Source organism: Duganella sp. LjRoot269, assembly GCF_964254095.1.
In the GTDB taxonomy this organism is placed as follows: Bacteria; Pseudomonadota; Gammaproteobacteria; order Burkholderiales; family Burkholderiaceae_D; genus Rugamonas; species Rugamonas hordei.
The window spans coordinates 4,001,692-4,019,405 of record NZ_CAXUSL020000001.1 but is presented as its reverse complement, the minus strand read 5'-3'; the positions used below and the strand labels follow the sequence as shown (position 1 = coordinate 4,019,405).

The 17,714-nt window shown below is 67.2% G+C and carries 17 protein-coding genes; 13 read left to right on the top strand and 4 right to left on the bottom strand.

Going from position 1 to position 17,714, the window contains the following annotated elements; all coding sequences use genetic code 11:
- Window positions 1-1,269, bottom strand: coding sequence for a universal stress protein (locus tag ACSQ3S_RS17985; protein WP_436143267.1), 1,269 nt, complete (start codon window positions 1,267-1,269; stop codon window positions 1-3).
- 206 nt (window positions 1,270-1,475) lie between these two features.
- On the opposite strand from ACSQ3S_RS17985, the gene ACSQ3S_RS17980 reads away from it, so the two are divergent.
- The 5 genes from ACSQ3S_RS17980 (at window position 1,476) to fnr (ending at window position 6,501) form a co-directional block, all read left to right on the top strand.
- The gene (locus ACSQ3S_RS17980; protein ID WP_353398923.1) at window positions 1,476-2,993 is read left to right on the top strand and encodes a sensor histidine kinase; all 1,518 of its coding nucleotides are present in this window, start codon (window positions 1,476-1,478) and stop codon (window positions 2,991-2,993) included.
- Complete coding sequence (locus ACSQ3S_RS17975) at window positions 2,980-3,393, top strand: response regulator (RefSeq protein ID WP_176650890.1); 414 nt, start codon at window positions 2,980-2,982, stop codon at window positions 3,391-3,393. The genes ACSQ3S_RS17980 and ACSQ3S_RS17975 overlap by 14 nt, the downstream gene beginning before the upstream one ends.
- Entirely contained in the window at window positions 3,390-4,901 is a 1,512-nt protein-coding gene (locus ACSQ3S_RS17970) for a response regulator (RefSeq protein WP_436143266.1), read from the top strand. The genes ACSQ3S_RS17975 and ACSQ3S_RS17970 overlap by 4 nt, the downstream gene beginning before the upstream one ends.
- Entirely contained in the window at window positions 4,891-5,529 is a 639-nt protein-coding gene (locus tag ACSQ3S_RS17965; protein ID WP_436143265.1) for a response regulator, read from the top strand. Before ACSQ3S_RS17970 ends, ACSQ3S_RS17965 begins: the two co-directional genes overlap by 11 nt.
- A 168-nt stretch (window positions 5,530-5,697) precedes the next feature.
- Window positions 5,698-6,501, top strand: a complete 804-nt coding sequence (fnr, locus tag ACSQ3S_RS17960; protein ID WP_436143264.1) for a fumarate/nitrate reduction transcriptional regulator Fnr — start codon at window positions 5,698-5,700, stop codon at window positions 6,499-6,501.
- Window positions 6,502-6,522: 21 nt separating this feature from the next.
- Here fnr and ACSQ3S_RS17955 read toward each other — a convergent pair whose 3' ends face one another.
- Window positions 6,523-6,906, bottom strand: coding sequence for a TraR/DksA family transcriptional regulator (locus tag ACSQ3S_RS17955; protein ID WP_176650893.1), 384 nt, complete (start codon window positions 6,904-6,906; stop codon window positions 6,523-6,525).
- 147 nt (window positions 6,907-7,053) lie between these two features.
- On the opposite strand from ACSQ3S_RS17955, the gene yghU reads away from it, so the two are divergent.
- The 6 genes from yghU (at window position 7,054) to ACSQ3S_RS17925 (ending at window position 13,208) form a co-directional block, all read left to right on the top strand.
- Window positions 7,054-7,896 carry a glutathione-dependent disulfide-bond oxidoreductase gene (gene yghU / locus ACSQ3S_RS17950; RefSeq protein ID WP_436143263.1) on the top strand — a complete coding sequence of 281 codons (843 nt, stop codon included), beginning with the start codon at window positions 7,054-7,056 and terminating at the stop codon, window positions 7,894-7,896.
- 134 nt (window positions 7,897-8,030) lie between these two features.
- A complete protein-coding gene (locus ACSQ3S_RS17945; RefSeq protein ID WP_436143262.1) occupies window positions 8,031-9,491 on the top strand; it encodes an efflux transporter outer membrane subunit in 1,461 nt (486 codons plus the stop codon).
- Entirely contained in the window at window positions 9,488-10,768 is a 1,281-nt protein-coding gene (locus tag ACSQ3S_RS17940) for an efflux RND transporter periplasmic adaptor subunit (RefSeq protein WP_436143261.1), read from the top strand. Before ACSQ3S_RS17945 ends, ACSQ3S_RS17940 begins: the two co-directional genes overlap by 4 nt.
- Complete coding sequence (locus tag ACSQ3S_RS17935; protein ID WP_436143260.1) at window positions 10,765-11,520, top strand: ABC transporter ATP-binding protein; 756 nt, start codon at window positions 10,765-10,767, stop codon at window positions 11,518-11,520. The genes ACSQ3S_RS17940 and ACSQ3S_RS17935 overlap by 4 nt, the downstream gene beginning before the upstream one ends.
- Window positions 11,520-12,722, top strand: a complete 1,203-nt coding sequence (locus ACSQ3S_RS17930; RefSeq protein ID WP_436143259.1) for an ABC transporter permease — start codon at window positions 11,520-11,522, stop codon at window positions 12,720-12,722. Before ACSQ3S_RS17935 ends, ACSQ3S_RS17930 begins: the two co-directional genes overlap by 1 nt.
- Before the next feature lie 105 nt (window positions 12,723-12,827).
- A complete protein-coding gene (locus tag ACSQ3S_RS17925) occupies window positions 12,828-13,208 on the top strand; it encodes a translational machinery protein (RefSeq protein ID WP_353398946.1) in 381 nt (126 codons plus the stop codon).
- 6 nt (window positions 13,209-13,214) lie between these two features.
- Here ACSQ3S_RS17925 and ACSQ3S_RS17920 read toward each other — a convergent pair whose 3' ends face one another.
- The gene (locus ACSQ3S_RS17920; protein ID WP_436143258.1) at window positions 13,215-14,192 is read right to left on the bottom strand and encodes a PEP-CTERM sorting domain-containing protein; all 978 of its coding nucleotides are present in this window, start codon (window positions 14,190-14,192) and stop codon (window positions 13,215-13,217) included.
- Between the two features lie 203 nt (window positions 14,193-14,395).
- Between ACSQ3S_RS17920 and ACSQ3S_RS17915 the strand changes: the two genes are divergently transcribed.
- Together ACSQ3S_RS17915 and ACSQ3S_RS17910 are read left to right on the top strand one after the other, a co-directional pair.
- Window positions 14,396-14,542: a hypothetical protein gene (locus ACSQ3S_RS17915; protein ID WP_436143257.1), complete on the top strand. Its 147-nt coding sequence runs from the start codon at window positions 14,396-14,398 to the stop codon at window positions 14,540-14,542.
- A 60-nt stretch (window positions 14,543-14,602) separates the two neighbouring features.
- The gene (locus ACSQ3S_RS17910) at window positions 14,603-16,525 is read left to right on the top strand and encodes a glycoside hydrolase family 97 catalytic domain-containing protein (protein ID WP_436143256.1); all 1,923 of its coding nucleotides are present in this window, start codon (window positions 14,603-14,605) and stop codon (window positions 16,523-16,525) included.
- Window positions 16,526-16,553: 28 nt separating this feature from the next.
- On the opposite strand, the gene ACSQ3S_RS17905 is transcribed toward ACSQ3S_RS17910, so the two are convergent.
- On the bottom strand, window positions 16,554-17,618 hold the full coding sequence (locus tag ACSQ3S_RS17905; protein WP_436143255.1) for an ABC transporter substrate-binding protein: 1,065 nt from the start codon (window positions 17,616-17,618) through the stop codon (window positions 16,554-16,556).
- Between the last annotated feature and the right edge of the window lie 96 nt (window positions 17,619-17,714).

The window sequence follows — 17,714 nt, the reverse complement described above, 5'->3', positions numbered from 1 at the left end:
TCAGTGCGCCATCAGCACCGGCAAGCTCATCGCGCCGAGGATGGTCCGGGTGACGCCGCCCAGCGCCACCTCGCGGAAACGGGTATGGCCGTAGCCGCCCATGACCATCAGGTCGGCGTCGATGTCCGAGGCCAAGGTCAGCAGCTCGTTGCCGACGTCGAAAGGGGTGTCCCGCCGCTCGACCTCGACGGTGATGCCGTGCCGGGCCAGGTACAGCGCCAGGTCGGCGCCCGGCAACTCGCCGTGCGCCTGGTGGTGGGCGTAGGGATTGAAGATGGCCAGCGTGACCTTGGCCGCGCGCTGCAGCAGCGGTATGGCGGCGGTGACGGCGCGCGTGGCCTCGAGGCTGCCGTCCCAGGCCACCATGACCTTGTGGCCGATGCGCGCCATGCGGCCGGCGTGGGGCGTGACCAGCACCGGCCTGGGCGCGTGCAGCATCACTTGCTGGGCCAGTCCCGGCGCCGGGATGGCCGCCGCGTGATCCGGATCGGCCTGGCCAACCACCACCAGGTCGGCATAGCGGGCGTGCAGCGCCAGGCCCACATCGAGTTCGTCGTCGACGCAGCGCTTCTCGTGCGATTGCACGCCGAGCCGGCCGGCGGCGGCCGCGAAGTCGCCCAGCGCCAGGTCGGCCCGCTCGCGCAGGAAGCCGAGGTCGCCGACCTCGATCGGCATGCCCGGCGCGCCCGGCGGGAACAGGCTGGACTGCTGGATGAACCGGTTGATGCCGCTGCTGGCGACGCCGACCAGATGGGCTTCGAACGCGACCGCCAGCTGGGCCGCCATCTCGATGGCGCGCGCGGCGGGCTGGGATTTGTCGGCCTGCACGAGGATGGTTTTATAGGACATGGTCTGCTTCCTTCTTGTCATGGGTGGCTGTGGCAGGGGCAGGCGCCGGTGCGGATGCCGTTCGAAATCCTCCTGGCAGGCCAGGCAGGTCAGCGCGGCCGGCTGCACCCGCAGGCGTTCCGGCGCGACGGCGGCGCCGCAGCTGACACAGCGGCCGTAGGTGCCGGCGGCCAGGCGCGCGCAGGCGCCGTCGATGCGGCGCAAGGCGGTCAGTTCCTCGGCCAGCAGCACCATGTCGCAACCGCGCAACTGGCGGGCCACGCCGGAATCGTCCAGCATGGCCCGGTGCTCCAGCAGCGCCGCCGCCAGCCACGCCGGCGCCTGCGCCAGATGCCGGCGCAGCTGTCCGTCCAATGCGGCGCGCAGCCGGTGCAGACGGTCGGCGAGCTGGTCCAGCTCGGCTGAGGGTGGGGGATTCATGGCTACAATGTACGGGCGCGCGCAGGCCACGTCTGTAGCATCAATTGATCCAGATCAAAATCGCCGGGAATACAAGGCCGGTCGCTATGCGCATGCAAGCCGCCGCGCAACAGTTGCTTTCGAAATATTTTTTGGCATTCGGCGCGGTTCGATCGTATCATCTTGGGCATGAACGCCGGACCGGCGCAACTGTTCAGGATAGTCCGTTGAAAAATCTCCTTATCGAAGGCCAGAGCCTGGAGTGGCTGCTGGCGTCGGCCACCGACGCCATGCTGATTGTCGACCATGCCGGCGGCATCGTGCTGGGCAATCCCGCGCTGGAGCGGATGTTCGGCTACGGCCCCAACGAGTTGAGCGGCATGACGGTCGAGGCGCTGATACCGGCCCGCTTCCACCACGCCCACGTGGGCCAGCGCGGCGACTTTTTCCAGCAGCCGCGCTCGCGCGCGATGGGCGCCGGCGCCGAGCTGTTCGGGCAGCACCGCGACGGCCACGAGTTCGCCGTCGAGGTCAGCCTGTCGCCGCTGCACACCTCGCATGCGCTGCCGCTGGTGCTGGCCACCATCCACGACGTCACCGAACGCAAGAAGGCCGAGCAGGCACTGCAGGAAAGCGAGGCGCGCATGCGCGCCATCTTCGAGACCGCCGTCGACGCCATCATCACCATCGACGAGCAGGGCGTGATGGAGCGCCTGAACCCGGCCGCGCAGCGCCTGTTCGGCTACAGCGAGGCCGAGGCGGCCGGCCGCAACGTGTCGATGCTGATGCCGCAGCCGCACCGCGCGCTGCACGACGGCTACCTGGCGCACTACCGCGAGACGGGCGAACAGCGCATCATCGGCAAGGGCCGCGAAGTCGAGGGCTTGCGCAAGGATGGCAGCGTGTTCCCGATGGAGCTGTCGGTGGTCGAGATGCAGCTGGGCGCGCGGCGCATGTTCACCGGCATGGTGCGCGACATTTCCGAGCGCAAGCTGGCGGAGGAGCACAACCGCCGCCTGATGCAGGAGATCAGCAGCGCCAACGAGGAGCTGACCAACTTCGCCTACGTGGTGTCGCACGACCTGAAGGCGCCGCTGCGCGGCATCGGCTCGCTGGCCGACTGGCTGGCCACCGACTACGCCGAGCAGTTCAACGACGAAGGCAAGGAACACATGCGGCTGCTGATCAACCGGGTGCACCGCATGGGCAGCCTGATCGACGGCATCCTGCAGTATTCGCGCGTGGGCCGGGTCAAGGAAGCGCATACGCCGGTCGACCTGAACCGGCTGCTGGCCGACGTGGTGGACCTGCTGGCGCCGCCGCCGCGGTTCCGCATCACGGTCGCGCCGGGCCTGCCGACCGTGCTGATCGAGCCGACCCGCATCCAGCAGGTGTTCCACAACCTCATTTCCAACGCCATCAAATACATGGACAAGCCGGACGGACGGATCGACATCGATTGCGCCGACGACGGCAGCCACTGGCGCTTCAGCGTGCGCGACAACGGCCCCGGCATCGAGCAGCGCCATTTCGAGCGCATCTTCCAGCTGTTCCAGACGCTGGCCTCGCGCGACCGGGTCGAGAGCACCGGCGTGGGGCTGGCGCTGGCCAAGAAAATCGTAGAAATGTATCAGGGACGGATCTGGCTTGAATCGCAGACCGGGCAGGGCAGCACGTTCTGGTTCACGCTGCCCAAGTCCTCTCCGTCGCAACCCAGAACAGGACAAGCCCATGAAAGTGAGTAACAAACCCATCCTGCTGGTCGAAGACGACCACGTCGACATCATGACGATCAAGCGGGCATTGAAGGAAATCCATGTCGGCAACGCTGTGATCAGCATGGAAAACGGCGAGGCGGGCCTGGAGTATCTGCGCGACCCGGCGCAGGAACGGCCCTGCATCATCCTGCTGGACTTGAACATGCCGATCATGAACGGCATCGAGTTCCTGCAGCAGATCAAGCTCGACCCGTCGCTGCGGCGCATCCCGGTGGTGGTGCTGACCACGTCCGAGGAACAGCAGGACAAGGTGCGCAGCTTCGACCTGGGCGTGGCCGGCTACATGGCCAAGCCGGTCGACTACCGCCGCTTCGTCGAGATGATGCGCTCGATCGACCTGTACTGGACCATCAGCGAGATGCCGTGAACGCCGACCTTGCCGACAACGGCGCCGGCGCCCCAGCCGTATTGCGGGTGCTGATCGTCGAGGACGACGTGGTCGATCGCATGGCGTGCCGGCGCGCCTTCGCGGCCGATGCCACCGGCGGCTTTGCGCTGCTGGAGGCCGACAGCGGCGAGCGCGGGCTCGAGCTGGCGCGCGAGCAGCGGCCCGACTGCATCCTGCTCGACTACCATCTGCCGGACCTGACCGGCCTCGAATTCCTGGCCCACCTGAACGCCGACGGCGCCGGCCAGTCCATCCCGGTGATGATGCTGACCGGCGCCGACAGCGCCGCCGTGGCGGCCGAGGCGATGCGGCGCGGCGCGCGCGACTACCTGGTCAAGGACGTCGACGGCCGCTACCTGGAATTCCTGCCGGGGGCGATCCACCGCATGCTGCGCGAGCAGCGCCTGCTCAACGACAAGCGCCAGGCCGAGGCGCAGTTCCGCACACTGGTCGAGCAGATGCAGGCCATCACCTACATCGCCGAACTGGGCGAGGGCGGCGCGCTGCGCTACATCAGTCCGCAGATCGGCATGCTTGGCTTCACCCCGGCCGAGTGGCTGGCCGACCCCGGGCTGCACGGGCGGCAGATGGATCCGGCGCAGCGCGCGGCCACGCTGCGCGCGCTGGACGATTGCCGCCGCGACGGCAGCCCGCTGCGGCTGGAATACCGGCTGTCGGCGCGCGACGGCCAGGCGCTGTGGTTCCGCGACCAGGCCGAGCTGGTGCGCGACGACGAGGGACGGCCGCTGTTCATGCAGGGCATCATGATCGACATCACGCAGAACAAGCTGACCGAACAGGCCTTGCTGGCGTCGCAGCAGGCGCAGCGCGACCTGGCGGCGCACCAGGAAAGAATCAAGGAACACGAGCGCAAGCGCATCGCCCAGGAAATCCATGACGAGCTGGGCGGCCTGCTGACCGGCATCAAGGCCTATATTTCAGTCAGCATGGACCGCGGCGCGGCGGCCGGCGCGGCGCCCGAGCCCTTGCTGGCCGAGGCGGCAGGACTGGCCCAGGACGCGATCGAGACGGTGCGCCGGGTCATCACCGACCTGCGGCCCAGCGTGCTCGACCAGCTGGGCGTGTGGGCCGCGCTGGAATGGTATGCCGAGCAGATCGAACGCCGCTCCGGCCTGCACTGCGCCTGCGCCATCAGCCCGGCCGCGTCGGCGCTGGAGCTGGGTGCCGAGCGCAGCACGATGCTGTTCCGCATCGCGCAGGAAGCGCTGACCAATGTGGTGCGGCACGCCGAGGCCAGCGCGGTGCAGCTGCGGGTCGACTACGCCGACGGCGTGCTGCAGCTGCGCATCGACGACGACGGCAAGGGTATCGCGGCCGAGCGCTTGCTCAACCGCGAGTCCTGGGGCATCCTCGGCATGCACGAACGCAGCCGTCATTTCGACGGCGAATTGAAAATCACCGGCAGGCCGGGACAGGGCACGACCCTGCTGCTGCGCCTGCCATTGGACGCACACCATGAGCAATAATCCCATCCGCGTGCTGCTGGTCGACGACCACGCGATCGCCCGCAACGGCGTGCGCCTGATGCTGAGCACGGTCGACGACATCCGCGTCGACGGCGAAGCCTGCAACGCCAACGAGGCGCTGCAGCTGGCGCAGGCGCAGGAATTCGACGTGGCGCTGCTCGACATCACCATGCCCGGCAAGAACGGGCTGGAGCTGCTCAAGCAGTTGCGCGCCGAGCGGCCCAAGCTGGCGGTGCTGATGCTGAGCACCTACGCCGAAGACATCTACGCCGTGCGCGCGCTCAAGCTGGGTGCGGCCGGCTACCTGACCAAGGATGCGCCAACCACGGCGCTGGTGGCGGCGGTGCGCAAGGCCGCGTCCGGCGGCAAGCATGTCAGCCCGGCCCTGCTGGAAAAGCTGGCCAGCCTGATCGGCGGCGGCGAGGTGGGCAAGCTCGAGGCGCTGTCGAACCGCGAGTTGGAGGTGTTCAAGCTGATCTCGGCCGGCGAATCGCTGGTGCGCATCGGCGAGACGCTGCACCTGAGCCCCAACACGGTGACCACCTACCGCGCCCGCATCCTGGAGAAAATGGGCCTCGACAGCAATGCCGAGCTGACCCGGTATGCGTTGGAGCACGGCATCATCTAGTTTCATATTGCAAAGGTTGTAGGGGAAGCCCTACAGATTTCTGTCCGGACTCCCCTACGCGACACGGCAGCGAAGCCCGATAACCGCGCGGCCGCCGATCGCCGATACTGTCTCCATACCGCAGCCAACGCTCAGATGCTGCGAAAAACACAACAGGGAGCAGCGAACATGACGACCAACCTCCAACTGGCAACACACAATGGCGGCGCAGTGAGCAGCAGCCAGAACAAATGCGCGGTGTGCGGCTTGAAGAACCTGTGCCTGCCGGTGGGGCTGAACGACGCCGAGGTCAGCCGCCTCGACAAGATCATCGGCCGCCGCCGCCGTGTCGAACGCGACGAGAATCTATGCCGCATGGAACAGCCGTTCAACAACCTGTACGCCGTGCGCTTCGGCCATTTCAAGACCTCGCGCGTCAACCACCGCGGCGAGCAGCAGATCACCGGCTTCCAGATGGCCGGCGAGCTGCTGGGCATGGACGCCATCGGCACCGGCCAGCACGGTTGCGGCGTGGTGGCGCTGGAAGACAGCGAAGTGTGCGAGATCCCGTTCGCCCGCCTGCAGGAATTGTTCGCCGACGTGCCGCAGCTGCTGCAGCACTTCCACCGCATCATGAGCCAGGAAATCATGCGCGAGCAAAACGCGATGATGTTTCTCGCCAATATGCGGGCCGAGCAGCGCTTCGCCTTGTTCCTGCTGAATCTGTCGACGCGCTATGCGGCGCGCGGCTATTCCCCCAACAGCTACCAGCTGCGCATGTCGCGCGAGGACATCGGCGACTACCTGGGCCTGACCATCGAAAGCATCAGCCGGCTGCTGTCGCGCTTTCGCAGCAACGGCTGGATACGGGTCGACAAGCGCGACCTGACCATCGTCGACCGCGCCAGCCTCGAGGCGCTGGCGACCGGCGCCGACCAGGACGGCACCAAGGTGGCCGCCAAGGCGCTCGGCCGCACGCCGGCGGTGGCCTGAGGCAGTGAGCCTGCCTCAGGCTCAGCCCGGCGCGCGTCCCGACCGCTCGACCGCCGTCTGGCAATCCACGCACATCTGCGCGCTGGGCTCGGCCCGCAAACGGGCCGCCGCGATGGCCGCGCCGCACTGCACGCAGGTGCCGTAGCTGCCCGCGCGCACGCGCTCCAGCGCCTCGTCGACGGCGCGCAATTCCATCAATTCGTGATTGAGCAGCGCGATGTCGGTGTCGCTGAGCTGGCATGCCTCGGCCTGGTCGGCATCGATCGCGTAGCTGTTAAACAGGGCCATCTGCTGTTGTTCGTCGGCCTGGTGCAGGCGCTGGCGCAACTGCTGCGCCAGTTCGCGGCGCCGCAGCAGCAGACTGCTGTTGAGCTCGTCTATGACGTGGGCGCTGTCGGGACTCATGTCGATCTCCATTCACTTGTTCAATGCAGCCATCGTAGAGACTCGCCCGTGCAATTTGATTGATGCAAATCAAAAAGGGCCGGCTTCGGATAGAATGGTTTTTCGCGCGCAAGCAGCAGCTTGCACGCTCACTGTGAGGAGAGATGCATGACGGATCCATCGAAGTATGCACCGCCGGCGATCTGGGTCGCGCCGGCATCGTCGGGCGGCACGTTCGGCAATATCAACCGCCCGGTCGCCGGCGCCACCCACGAACAGGAACTGCCGGTCGGCAAGCATCCGCTGCAACTGTATTCGCTGGGCACGCCCAACGGCGTGAAGGTCACCATCATGCTGGAAGAGTTGCTGGCGCTCGGCCATGGCGGCGCCGAATACGACGCCTGGCTGATCCGCATCAACGAGGGCGCCCAGTTCTCCAGCGGCTTCGTGGCGGTCAATCCCAACTCCAAGATACCGGCGCTGGTCGACCGCAGCGGCGCGCAGCCGTTGCGCGTGTTCGAGTCAGGCTCCATCCTGATGTATCTGGCGGAAAAGTTCGGCGCCTTCCTGCCCACGGAAACGGCGGCGCGCACCGAAACCCTGAACTGGCTGTTCTGGCAGATGGGTTCGGCGCCGTTTGTCGGCGGCGGCTTCGGCCACTTTTACGCCTACGCGCCGGAAAAGCTGCAATATCCGATCGACCGCTACGCGATGGAAACCAAGCGCCAGCTCGACGTGCTGGACCGGCAGCTGGCCGAACACCGCTATGTCGCCGGCGACGAGTACACGATCGCCGACATGGCGGTCTGGCCGTGGTACGGCGGCATGGTGCTGGGGCAGTTGTACAGCGCCGCCGAATTCCTGTCGGTGCACGAGTACCGGCATGTGCGGCGTTGGGCCGACGAGATCGCCGCGCGTCCGGCCGTCATCCGCGGCCGCAAGGTGAACCGCACGTTCGGCAACCCCCAAGACCAGGTGCTGGAGCGGCACGACGCCGCGGATCTGGACTGACGCCGGCCGCTGGCATCGACGTCGGACCGAGGCACTGAAACACCGTGCCTGCGGTGCGTTTTGATCTGGATCATGGTTTTTTCACTCACTTGCTCTCATAGTAAAAGCCCGTTCGGCCCAAACGAGAGCATGTCATGTACCACACCAACGTCGCGCCGCCGACGGCGGCCATCCGGCTCGGAAGGGCGGGGGCGCCGCTGTTGTTGGCCTGTCTGACCGGCTGCAGCCTGCTGCGCCCGGTCGATCTGCCGCCGCCGGCGCCGGCGTTCCAGCCGCCGCCGGCCTGGTCTACCGGCCAGGCCGCCAGGTCCTCCGCGTCCGATGGCGCGGCGCTTGCCGGCTGGTGGCGCCGCTTCGACGATCCGCTGCTCGAGCAGCTGGTGACGCGCGCCCTGCAAGCGAACACCAGCATCGCGTCGGCGCGCGCTTCGCTGCAGCAGGCGCGCGCCACGCGCGATGCCGCAGCCGCAGCGCTGGCCACCGCCGTGGTCGGCAGCGCCCAGGCCCAGCGTAGCAAGCTCGACGGGGCGTCCACCACCAATAGCTACAACCTGGGCTTCGATGCCAGCTGGGAACCGGACCTGTTTGGCGCCAACCGTCATGCACTGGCGGCCGGTGCGGCCACGCTGCAGGCCAGCGCGGCCACGCTGGCGAACGTGCAGGTCTCGGTCGCCGCCGAGGTGGCGCGCAGTTATATCGAACTGCGCGGCATCCAGGCACGGCAAGTCATCGCCCGCGACAACCTGGCCAGCCAGCAGGCCACGCAGGAGATTACCGCATGGCGGGTCCAGGCCGGACTACTGACTTCGCTGGAGCAGCAGCAAGCGATCACCGCCACCGAGCAGGCCGCGGCCCAGTTGCCGGTGCTGGAAAGCAGCCGGGCGCTGCTGGCCCACAGCCTGGCCGTGCTGTGCGGGCAGGCGCCGGCCGCGCTCGACGACGCGCTGGCGCCGCCGCAGGCGATACCCGCCGGCGGCGCAGAGCTGGCGCTGAGCCTGCCGGCCGCAACACTGCGCCAGCGTCCCGACGTGCGCGCGGCCGAAGCCCAGCTCGAAGCGGCCCGCGCCAAAGTGGCCCAGGCCGACGCCGCGCGCTACCCGGTGCTGCGTCTCGAGGGATCGCTGGGATTGAGCGGACTTGGCGCGGGCGGCAGCGGCGCGGCGCTGCTGCGCACCTTGCTGGGCAGCGTGGCGGGCAATGTGTTTGACGGCGGCGCCAGCGCGGCCCAGCTGCGGCTGCAGCGCGGCGCGCTGGCGCAAGCGCAGGCCGGCTATCTGGCGACGCTGCTGACCGCGCTGCAGGAAGTGGAGGATGCGCTGGCCGCGCAGGCGGCCGACCGTCTGCGCCTCGATCATTTGCGGCTGGCCGCCGCGGCGGCCGACAGCGCCGCGCTGCTGGCGCGGCAACGCTACGCCAGCGGCCTGGTTGACTTTCAAACCGTACTGGAAACCCAGCGCGCGCTCTACACGTCGCAGGACGGCGTGGCAACCGCCAGCGCCAACGTCGGCACCGACCAGGTGCGCCTGTACAAGGCACTGGGCGGCGGCTGGCAACCCGACGGCGGTGCCGCGCCGATGAAAGGAAGCACACCATGAATCAACGTATGGCAGCACCGGCCGTCGTCATCGACGCGCCACCACGCCCCTGGTGGCGGCGCGCCGCCGTGTGGGGCGCCGCGCTGGCGCTGCTGGCGGCCGGCGCGGCGGCTTACGTGTGGCAGCAGCATGCCCAGACGGCGCGGGCTCCCGCCTATGTCACGGTGCGGGTCAAGCGCGGCACCGTCACGCTCAGCGTCACTGCCAACGGCACCTTGCAGCCTACCCGCGCGGTCAATATCGGCAGCGAGCTGTCGGGCACCGTGGGGCGCGTGCTGGTCGACGTCAACGACCAGGTACGCGCCGGCCAGGTGCTGGTCCAGCTCGACACGGCCAAGCTGCAGGACCAGATCGTGCGCTCGCGCGCCGCGCTGGCCGCCGCCAGGGCCGAGCTGGCGCAAAGCCAGGCTAGCCTGGCGGAGGCGCGCGCGGCACTGGGACGGCTGGAGGAGGTGGCCCGCCTGTCCGGCGGCAAGGTGCCCTCGCGCGCCGAACTCGACACCGGCCGGGCCACGCTGGCGCGGGCCCAGGCGGCCGAGCTGAGCGCCGCCGCCAACGTACAGAGCGCCCAGGCCACGCTGTCGACCGACAGCACCAACCTGGCGCGCGCCTCGATCCGCTCGCCGATCGACGGCGTGGTGCTGAGCCGCAGCGTCGATCCCGGCAACGCGGTGGCCGCCTCGCTGCAGGCGGTGACGCTATTTTCGCTGGCCGAGGACCTGCGCCATCTGCGCCTGCTGGTCAATGTCGACGAAGCCGACGTCGGCGCCGTGCGCGTGGGCCAGCCGGCTACCTTCAGCGTCAGCGCCTATGCGGACCGCAGCTATCCGGCGGTGGTCACCCGCGTGTCGTACGGCTCGACCATCACCGAGAACGTGGTCACCTACGTGGCCTACCTTGAAGTCGACAACGCCGACCTGAGCCTGCGGCCCGGCATGACGGCCACCGCCGTCATCCGCGCGGCGGTACACGACGACGTGCTGCTGATACCCAACAGCGCGCTGCGCTTCACGCCCAGCGACACCGCAGCGGCGGCAGCGCCGGCGGGCATGGTGTCGCGCCTGATGCCACGCCTGCCCGGACGCGCACCGCGCCAGGCCGGCGTCGCCGACGCCTCCGCCTCCGCGCGACGCACATTGTGGCTGCTGAGCGACGGCGTGCCGCGCGAGCAGGTGGTCACGCTCGGCATCAGCGACGGCCGCTACACGGAAGTGAGCGGCGCAGGGCTGCGGCCAGGCATGCTGGTGATCACCGACCAGCGCGCGGCGGCGCCATGAACGACGACGGCGACAGCGCCGCGCCGCTGATACGGCTGCGCGAAGTATGCAAGCGCTACGGTCACGGCGCAGCCGCGCTGACGGCGCTGGACCGGGTCAGCCTGGATATCGCGCAGGGTGAGTTTGTCGCCATCATGGGACCCAGCGGTTCGGGCAAGTCAACCGCGATGAATCTGCTGGGCTGCCTCGATACGCCCAGCAGCGGCCAATACCTGTTTCACCAGATCGACGTGGGCGCCGCCACCCGCGACCAGCGCGCCCGCTTGCGCCGCCGTTATCTGGGCTTCGTGTTCCAGGGATTCAATCTGCTGGCGCGCACCTCGGCCCAGGAAAACGTCGAACTGCCGCTGCTGTACCGGGGCGAGAACGCCGCGCGCCGCCACGCGCTGGCGGCGGCCGCGCTGGCCGCTGTCGGCCTGGCCGGCTGGGAGACGCATACGCCGTCCGAACTGTCGGGCGGACAGCAGCAGCGGGTGGCGATCGCGCGCGCCGTCGTCAGCGCGCCGTCGCTGCTGCTGGCGGACGAGCCGACCGGCAACCTTGACAGCCAGCGCAGCCGCGAGATCATGGAACTGCTGGTGCGCCTGAATCGCGAGCAAGGCATCACGGTGGTGATGGTGACGCACGAGCCGGACATGGCGCTGTACGCGCAGCGCATCGTGCGCTTCCTCGACGGCCGCATCGAGAGCGACGAAGCGAACTTGCAGCCAGTGCCCATGCCGGCTGCGTCGGGCGAGAAGGCGGTGAGCTGATGCTGTTCAATACCATTCTGCTGGCGTTGCGTTCGATCCGGCGCAACCTGTTGCGCTCCTTCCTGACCATGCTGGGCATCGTCATCGGCGTCGGCGCCGTCATCGCCATGGTCACGCTGGGCAACGGCGCCACCCGGGCGGTGCAGGACCAGATCTCCAGCCTGGGCAGCAATCTGCTGATGGTGCGGCCGGGCCAGCGCCTGGGCCAGGGCAGCGGCGGCGCGCCGGCGTTCAAGGAGGCCGATGCCGAGGCCATCGCGCTGCAGATCGGCGGCATCCGCGCCGTGGCGGCCGAGAGCCGCAGCGGCGCCACCGTGGTGGCCAACGGCCGCAACTGGAGCACCACCGTCACCGGCGGCAGCGCCGACTGGCCCACCGCCGCCAACTGGACGCTGGCCGCCGGTCGCCCGTTCGACGACGGCGAGCAGCGCGCCGGCGCCGCCGTGTGCGCGCTGGGCGCCACGGTGGCGCGCGCCTTGTTCGGCAACCGCGACGCGCTGGGCGAGCGGCTGCGCATCAAGCAGTTCTCGTGCGTGATCGTGGCGCTGCTGGCGGCCAAGGGGCAGGGCGCGATGGGCAACGACCAGGACGATCTCGTGCTGCTGCCGCTGCACACGCTGCAGCGCCGCGTGACCGGCAACCAGCGCGTGAACACCTTGCTCATTTCAATGGAGCAGGGCAGCGACAGCAGGGCGCTGCAGGCGCGCCTGGTGCAGCTGCTGCGCGAGCGGCGCAAGCTGGCCATCGGCGAGGAAGACAACTTCAACGTGCTCGACACGCGCCAGCTGGCCGACACCATGTCGGGCACGACGCGCGTGATGACCACGCTGCTGGCGGCGGTGGCGGCGGTCAGCCTGCTGGTGGGCGGCATCGGCATCATGAACATCATGCTGGTCAGCGTCACCGAGCGCACGCGCGAGATCGGCCTGCGGCTGGCCATCGGCGCGCTGGAACGCGACGTGCTGCTGCAGTTCCTGATCGAGGCCATGGTGCTGGCCGCGCTGGGCGGCCTGGCCGGGGTGCTGCTGGCGGCGGTGGCCACCGCCGTGCTGGCCCGCGCCATGCAGCTGCCCTACCTGTTCAATCCGGGCGTGAACCTGCTGTCCTTCGTGTTCTCGACCGGGATAGGGGTGGTGTTCGGCTACGTGCCGGCGCGGCGCGCGGCGCGGCTCGATCCGATTGAAGCGCTTCGCCATGAATAGAAGAGAAGGGAAAGAGCAGGGCGCCTCATGGCTAGTTTTGATGCAGGTCAAAGTTTTTTCACCTGCCGAACCGCATAGTGGCGTTTTCAACCAAGGAGTAGCGATATGTCATTCAACCATGTCGTTGCATGGATCGACCATGCACAGACCCATCTGATCCGCTTCAATGCCGATACCTCGTCCATCGAAGTGATCAAGACCGATTCCCACCATCCCCACCTGCACGTGAAGTCCGCCGGCGGCGCCGGTCATGCCGCCGAGAGCGCGCGCTACTTCGACGACGTGGCCAAGGCGCTGGCTCCGTCGCGTGAAATCCTGCTGGTGGGTCCCGGCATGGAAAAACTGGCGCTGATGAAGCACCTGCTCAAGCACCATCACGAGGTGGCCGAGCGAGTGATGAGCATAGAGACGGTGGACCACCCCAGCGACGGCGAGCTGCTCAAATATGCACGCAAATATTTCGTCAAGGCCGACATGATGCTGTGATCCGTATCAAACCTGCCCTGCCTTGATACGCTTCCTTGATCGCAGCAGTACTGGAGCTGCCGCAAGCAACACCAGGCTCAAGGTCGATGGTTCGGGGACCGATAAGGCATTTTGGATATCCACGAAGGCCGTTGGCGTTCCCCGCGATGCGTCCGGGATAGTCAGCTCCCACTGCCATGCCCACTCCAGGTTCGGCTTGCCGAGCACGGAATGGTTGTCGCTCGTTAGCCACGCCAGAGACGTGGGCAGGGAGTCGCGCAGTTGGCTGCCAACAGGCGAAAAGTAGCGAGTGGGCGGCGGAAAGAACTGGTAGTATCCAGCCCCCATCTCGTAGCGATCCGGCATTACTCCAGCGTCCGCAGTCGTGCTCACCACCGATCCGCGGGGTGATTTTTGTCTGATCACCTCGGGACTTACCCAGAGCAACGAGTCATAGTCACTGGGGCTCTCGATGGCTAAATTGATATCCAGGTCAGACTGATTGAAAAGAAACAGGTGAATGTCCAGCGGGTTGTCGGTGAAATTGTTAATGATCACTGATTCCTGGAGGAAGGAACGATCGCTGGCGTGCGTGACATTATATTGGGTGGCGAGCCGAAAGCGATTATCAGGGTCGCGGAATTCAAATCTCACACCGTGATTACCGAGGAAGATCGTGTCGGTCAAGCTAAGGCTGCTAACCGGCCGCTCCGGGCCTGAGTCCAGTCGGTACCACCATGACTGAGAGAAACTGTGGCTTCCCGTATAGCCGTTGGGATTTCTTGTCCAGGAGTTCGTGCTTGCCGGATCGAGCTCAACGCTTGAGGTCCCGTCGGTGATCGTTGCAATGGCAAATGCAGGGCAGGTACAAGCCAGCGCCAGCGCGGCAATGCCGAGCAGCGCCGCTGAGCGCCGCCGGCGTAAGCCTGGGGCGCGATGTGCAACGAACCACGACCTGGCCAGATTCCTTATTCGTTCCAAACCGCAAAACATAGTCTTAAACATTTGGGGCTCCTTTCCCTGAGACGACCGCAAATCCATCCGTGATCAGGTAAAAGCACATAGCAGGCCAGCATGCTTTGAGTTGAAAATATTTAAGCAAAAACAATGACTTATTCATTTCGATGGCAATAAAAAGGCGCATCGGGGCTGATTGCGGATTGACGTGTCAGAAATGCCGACACTGAAATAGAAGGGCGGCGCATGGTTTGGCACCGATGTTCGCCGCCGACGTCGGCGCGGTCGCGGTGAAAGGCAGCCCGGCCGTGGCGGGCCGGCGCATGAAAATCACCAGCATGGCAAAAATTTTGCGCAACCACCCGCTGGCGCGACTCGCGCCGAAACCCCGGTGCTAGCATGGCGGCCGAGATGACAGCAGCGCCGACCTGGCGATGTGCAAAAAAAAAGGAACCAGAATGAAACGACTTTCCCCTATCGCTGCGACGGTGTGCATGTTGGCTCCGCTTGCCGTAGTGGCCGCCCCGGGGCCGGCCGTGGTGGCCTCGCCGGACGGCAGCGCGGTGATGCGCATCGCGCGCGACGCCAGCCAGTTCTCCATTGTCCGCCGCGGCGAAACCGTGATCGCGGAGTCTCCGCTGGGGCTTGAACTGGACGGCGCTCCCGGCTTCGGCCCGCTGGAGCTGGAGCGGCGCGAGGACGTCAAGGTCAACCATGTCATACCGCTGATCGCCACCAAGGCCGCCAGCGCGCTCGATCGTTACAGCGGCACCACCCTGGTGTTCCGCGAACGGGCGCCGGCGGCACGGCGCCTGCTGCTCGACGTGCGCGCCTATGACGACGGCATCGCCTTCCGCTACCGCATCGAAGATACCGCGCCGGTGCGCCTGCGCGGCGAGCGTACCGCCTTCGTGCCGGCGGCCGATCCCGAGTGCATGGTGTCCGAGGCGGAGGGCGCGCACGAAAAGCCGTTCGCCAGCAGCAAGCTGTCGGCGCTGCGCGAAGGCGTCGCCTATGACGTGCCGGTGGTCTGCGCCACGCCGTCGGGACGCACCTCGTACGCCATCACCCAGGCCAACCTGGCGGGCTACACCGGCGCCTCGCTGTGGCGCGAGGGCGCCGCGTTGCGGCTGCGCTTGTCGGCGGTGCCGGATCGCACCGGGCCGGCCTATGTGTCGCAGGCCGGACTGACGACGGCCTGGCGCGTGGTGATGCTGGGCGACCGCGCCGGCGACATGATCCCTTCACACCTGATCGGCAACCTGAATCCGGAGCCGGCGGGCGACTTCCGCTGGGTGCAGCCGGGCAAGGCGGCCTGGGACTGGTGGTCGGGCCCGGTGGCGGGGATGAAGCCGGACATGGACAGCTACCGCCGCTTCATCGATTTCGCCGCCGCCTCCGGCCTGCGCTACTACCTGATCGACGCCGGCTGGGCCTGGGGTTCCGGCCCCGGCTGCTGCAACGCGCTGCCCGGCACCGACATCACCCGCGCCGCCGACGGCATCGACATGCCGGAGCTGGTGCGCTACGCCGCCTCCAGGGGCGTCGGACTGCTGCTGTGGGCCCACTGGGAGCATGTGGCGCCGCGCATGGAGCAGGTGCTCGATACCTACGCGCGCTGGGGCGTCAAGGGCATCAAGGTCGACTTCATGAACCGCGACGACCAGGACATGGTCGCGTTCTACCACCGCATCGCGGCCGCCACCGCCGAGCGCAAATTGCTGGTGGACCTGCACAGCGCCTACGTGCCGGCCGGCCTGCAGCGGACCTACCCGAACTTCATCACGCAGGAGGGCGTGCTGGGCGCCGAATGGAACAAGTTGAACGGCAGCGTCACGCCGCGCCACAACCTGATGCTGCCGTACACGCGCATGCTGGCCGGCCCGATGGACTACACGCCGGGCGGCTTCCGCAACGGCACCCCGGCCAGCTTCAAGGTGCAGGACGTGCTGCCGCTGACGCAGACCACGCGCGGCCAGGCGCTGGCCATGTACGTGGTCTACGACAGCCCGCTGCAGATGGTGTCCGACGCGCCCGAGGCCTACCAGGACGCGGCCGGTTTCGATTTCGTCAAGCGCGTGCCGGCGGCCTGGGACGAGACCCGTTTCCTGTCCGGCGAGCCGGGGCGCGACATCGTGATGGCGCGGCGCCAGGGCAGCAGCTGGTACGTCGGCGCGATGCGGGCCGAGGAGCCGGCCGGCGCCACCGAGCGCGTGTCGCTGCGCTTCCTGGCGCCCGGCAAATATCGCGCCACGATCTGGGAAGACGGCGCCACGCCCAATGAGCTGCGGCGGGTGGAGCGCGAGGTCGGTCCGGCCGACGTGCTGGAGTTGACGCTGGCCCCCGCCGGCGGCGCTGCGGTGATCCTGGAACGCCTGTAGCAGCGCTTGGGCCGGAACCTCCGCTGGCTCAGCGGGATGGATCGCTGGCCGGAGCGGAGGTTCTCGCGGCTGCGGCCAGATCGGCGGGAACGGTAATCCCGAAGCGCTTGATCAGCTTGAAGTCGAACGCCACGCCTATCTTTGCCGGAGTCTCTGACGGAATGGCGGCGATGGCCTCGCCGGCGAGCAGGCGCGCAACCATTTTTCCGGCTTGCTGCCCCATGCCCGGCAGCGATGGGTAGATGTTCATGGCCGCCCCCCAGCCATCGCGCGCGTCCGGTTCTATGATGCCAACCAGGGGTTTGTCCGCATATTTCGCCATCGTGCGCGCGAACTCCGGATTGATCCCCATTTGGTCGTTCGGCGCCAGAAACAGGTCGACCTTGGAATTCAGCTCCTCGATCAGCGGCACCGTTTGCATGGCCATGCGTTGGGTGCCGTTGTCGCCCCTGACGAATTTGACGCCGCGGTAAATGATCTTCAAGTCCTTGAACTCGGGGTCGCTGGCCAGCAGCTGTTCCAGCCAGGCGCGGTAGCTGAGCGATTGCGGCATGTCGCCGTAGATCAGGCCTATGGTCCGGGCGCGCGGCATGACGCGCCGGATGAATCGCAGACGCTGCTTGACCGGCACTGGAAAGGAAACGCCGGTGACGTTGCTGGCAGGCGCGGTGCCGAAGCCGCTGATCAGTCCCAGTCCCACCGGATCGGTGACCGACGCGAAGACAAACCGGCTGTTTGGCTGATCAGCCGCGATTTTTGCAAATGCCTTGGCCGCGATCGTGCCGGCGATGTAGACCACGTCGAAGCTCGCGCCATGCTTTAGTTCCCAGATGTGCGTGGCGGCGCCCTCGAATTGAGACAGCGAGTAGCGCTCGACCTCGAGGTTACGTCCCGGCACGAAGCCGTGGGCCGCGAGCGCATCGAGCATGGCGCCGGTGATGGTTATATACGGCTCGGTCTTTTGCGTGTCGATCACCAGCAATCGCTTGGCAGGCGCGGCTCCAGCAGCAACAGCGGGGGAGCCGCAAGGTGCCGATGAGCTCAGGAATGTCGATAGTAAAAGCAACGCAATGCTGCTGCGGCGATCGCTCATAATCTATCCTCATTGCAACCTTGGCTAACGAACGTATGTGCGGCTCTTTACGTTTTACACCTGGTAGTGATGCGGATCAAGTATTTAACGACATTC

Bases quoted from the DNA above. Each gene is read 5' to 3' on its own strand.
- yghU (WP_436143263.1), top strand. From the start codon at position 7,054: ATGACGGATCCATCGAAGTATGCACCGCCGGCGATCTGGGTCGCGCCG.
- ACSQ3S_RS17910 (WP_436143256.1), top strand. From the start codon at position 14,603: ATGAAACGACTTTCCCCTATCGCTGCGACGGTGTGCATGTTGGCTCCG.
- ACSQ3S_RS17975 (WP_176650890.1), top strand. From the start codon at position 2,980: ATGAAAGTGAGTAACAAACCCATCCTGCTGGTCGAAGACGACCACGTC.
- ACSQ3S_RS17965 (WP_436143265.1), top strand. From the start codon at position 4,891: ATGAGCAATAATCCCATCCGCGTGCTGCTGGTCGACGACCACGCGATC.
- ACSQ3S_RS17930 (WP_436143259.1), top strand. From the start codon at position 11,520: ATGCTGTTCAATACCATTCTGCTGGCGTTGCGTTCGATCCGGCGCAAC.
- ACSQ3S_RS17920 (WP_436143258.1), bottom strand. From the start codon at position 14,192: ATGTTTAAGACTATGTTTTGCGGTTTGGAACGAATAAGGAATCTGGCC.
- ACSQ3S_RS17940 (WP_436143261.1), top strand. From the start codon at position 9,488: ATGAATCAACGTATGGCAGCACCGGCCGTCGTCATCGACGCGCCACCA.
- ACSQ3S_RS17935 (WP_436143260.1), top strand. From the start codon at position 10,765: ATGAACGACGACGGCGACAGCGCCGCGCCGCTGATACGGCTGCGCGAA.
- ACSQ3S_RS17905 (WP_436143255.1), bottom strand. From the start codon at position 17,618: ATGAGCGATCGCCGCAGCAGCATTGCGTTGCTTTTACTATCGACATTC.
- ACSQ3S_RS17955 (WP_176650893.1), bottom strand. From the start codon at position 6,906: ATGAGTCCCGACAGCGCCCACGTCATAGACGAGCTCAACAGCAGTCTG.
- ACSQ3S_RS17925 (WP_353398946.1), top strand. From the start codon at position 12,828: ATGTCATTCAACCATGTCGTTGCATGGATCGACCATGCACAGACCCAT.
- ACSQ3S_RS17985 (WP_436143267.1), bottom strand. From the start codon at position 1,269: ATGAATCCCCCACCCTCAGCCGAGCTGGACCAGCTCGCCGACCGTCTG.
- fnr (WP_436143264.1), top strand. From the start codon at position 5,698: ATGACGACCAACCTCCAACTGGCAACACACAATGGCGGCGCAGTGAGC.
- ACSQ3S_RS17945 (WP_436143262.1), top strand. From the start codon at position 8,031: ATGTACCACACCAACGTCGCGCCGCCGACGGCGGCCATCCGGCTCGGA.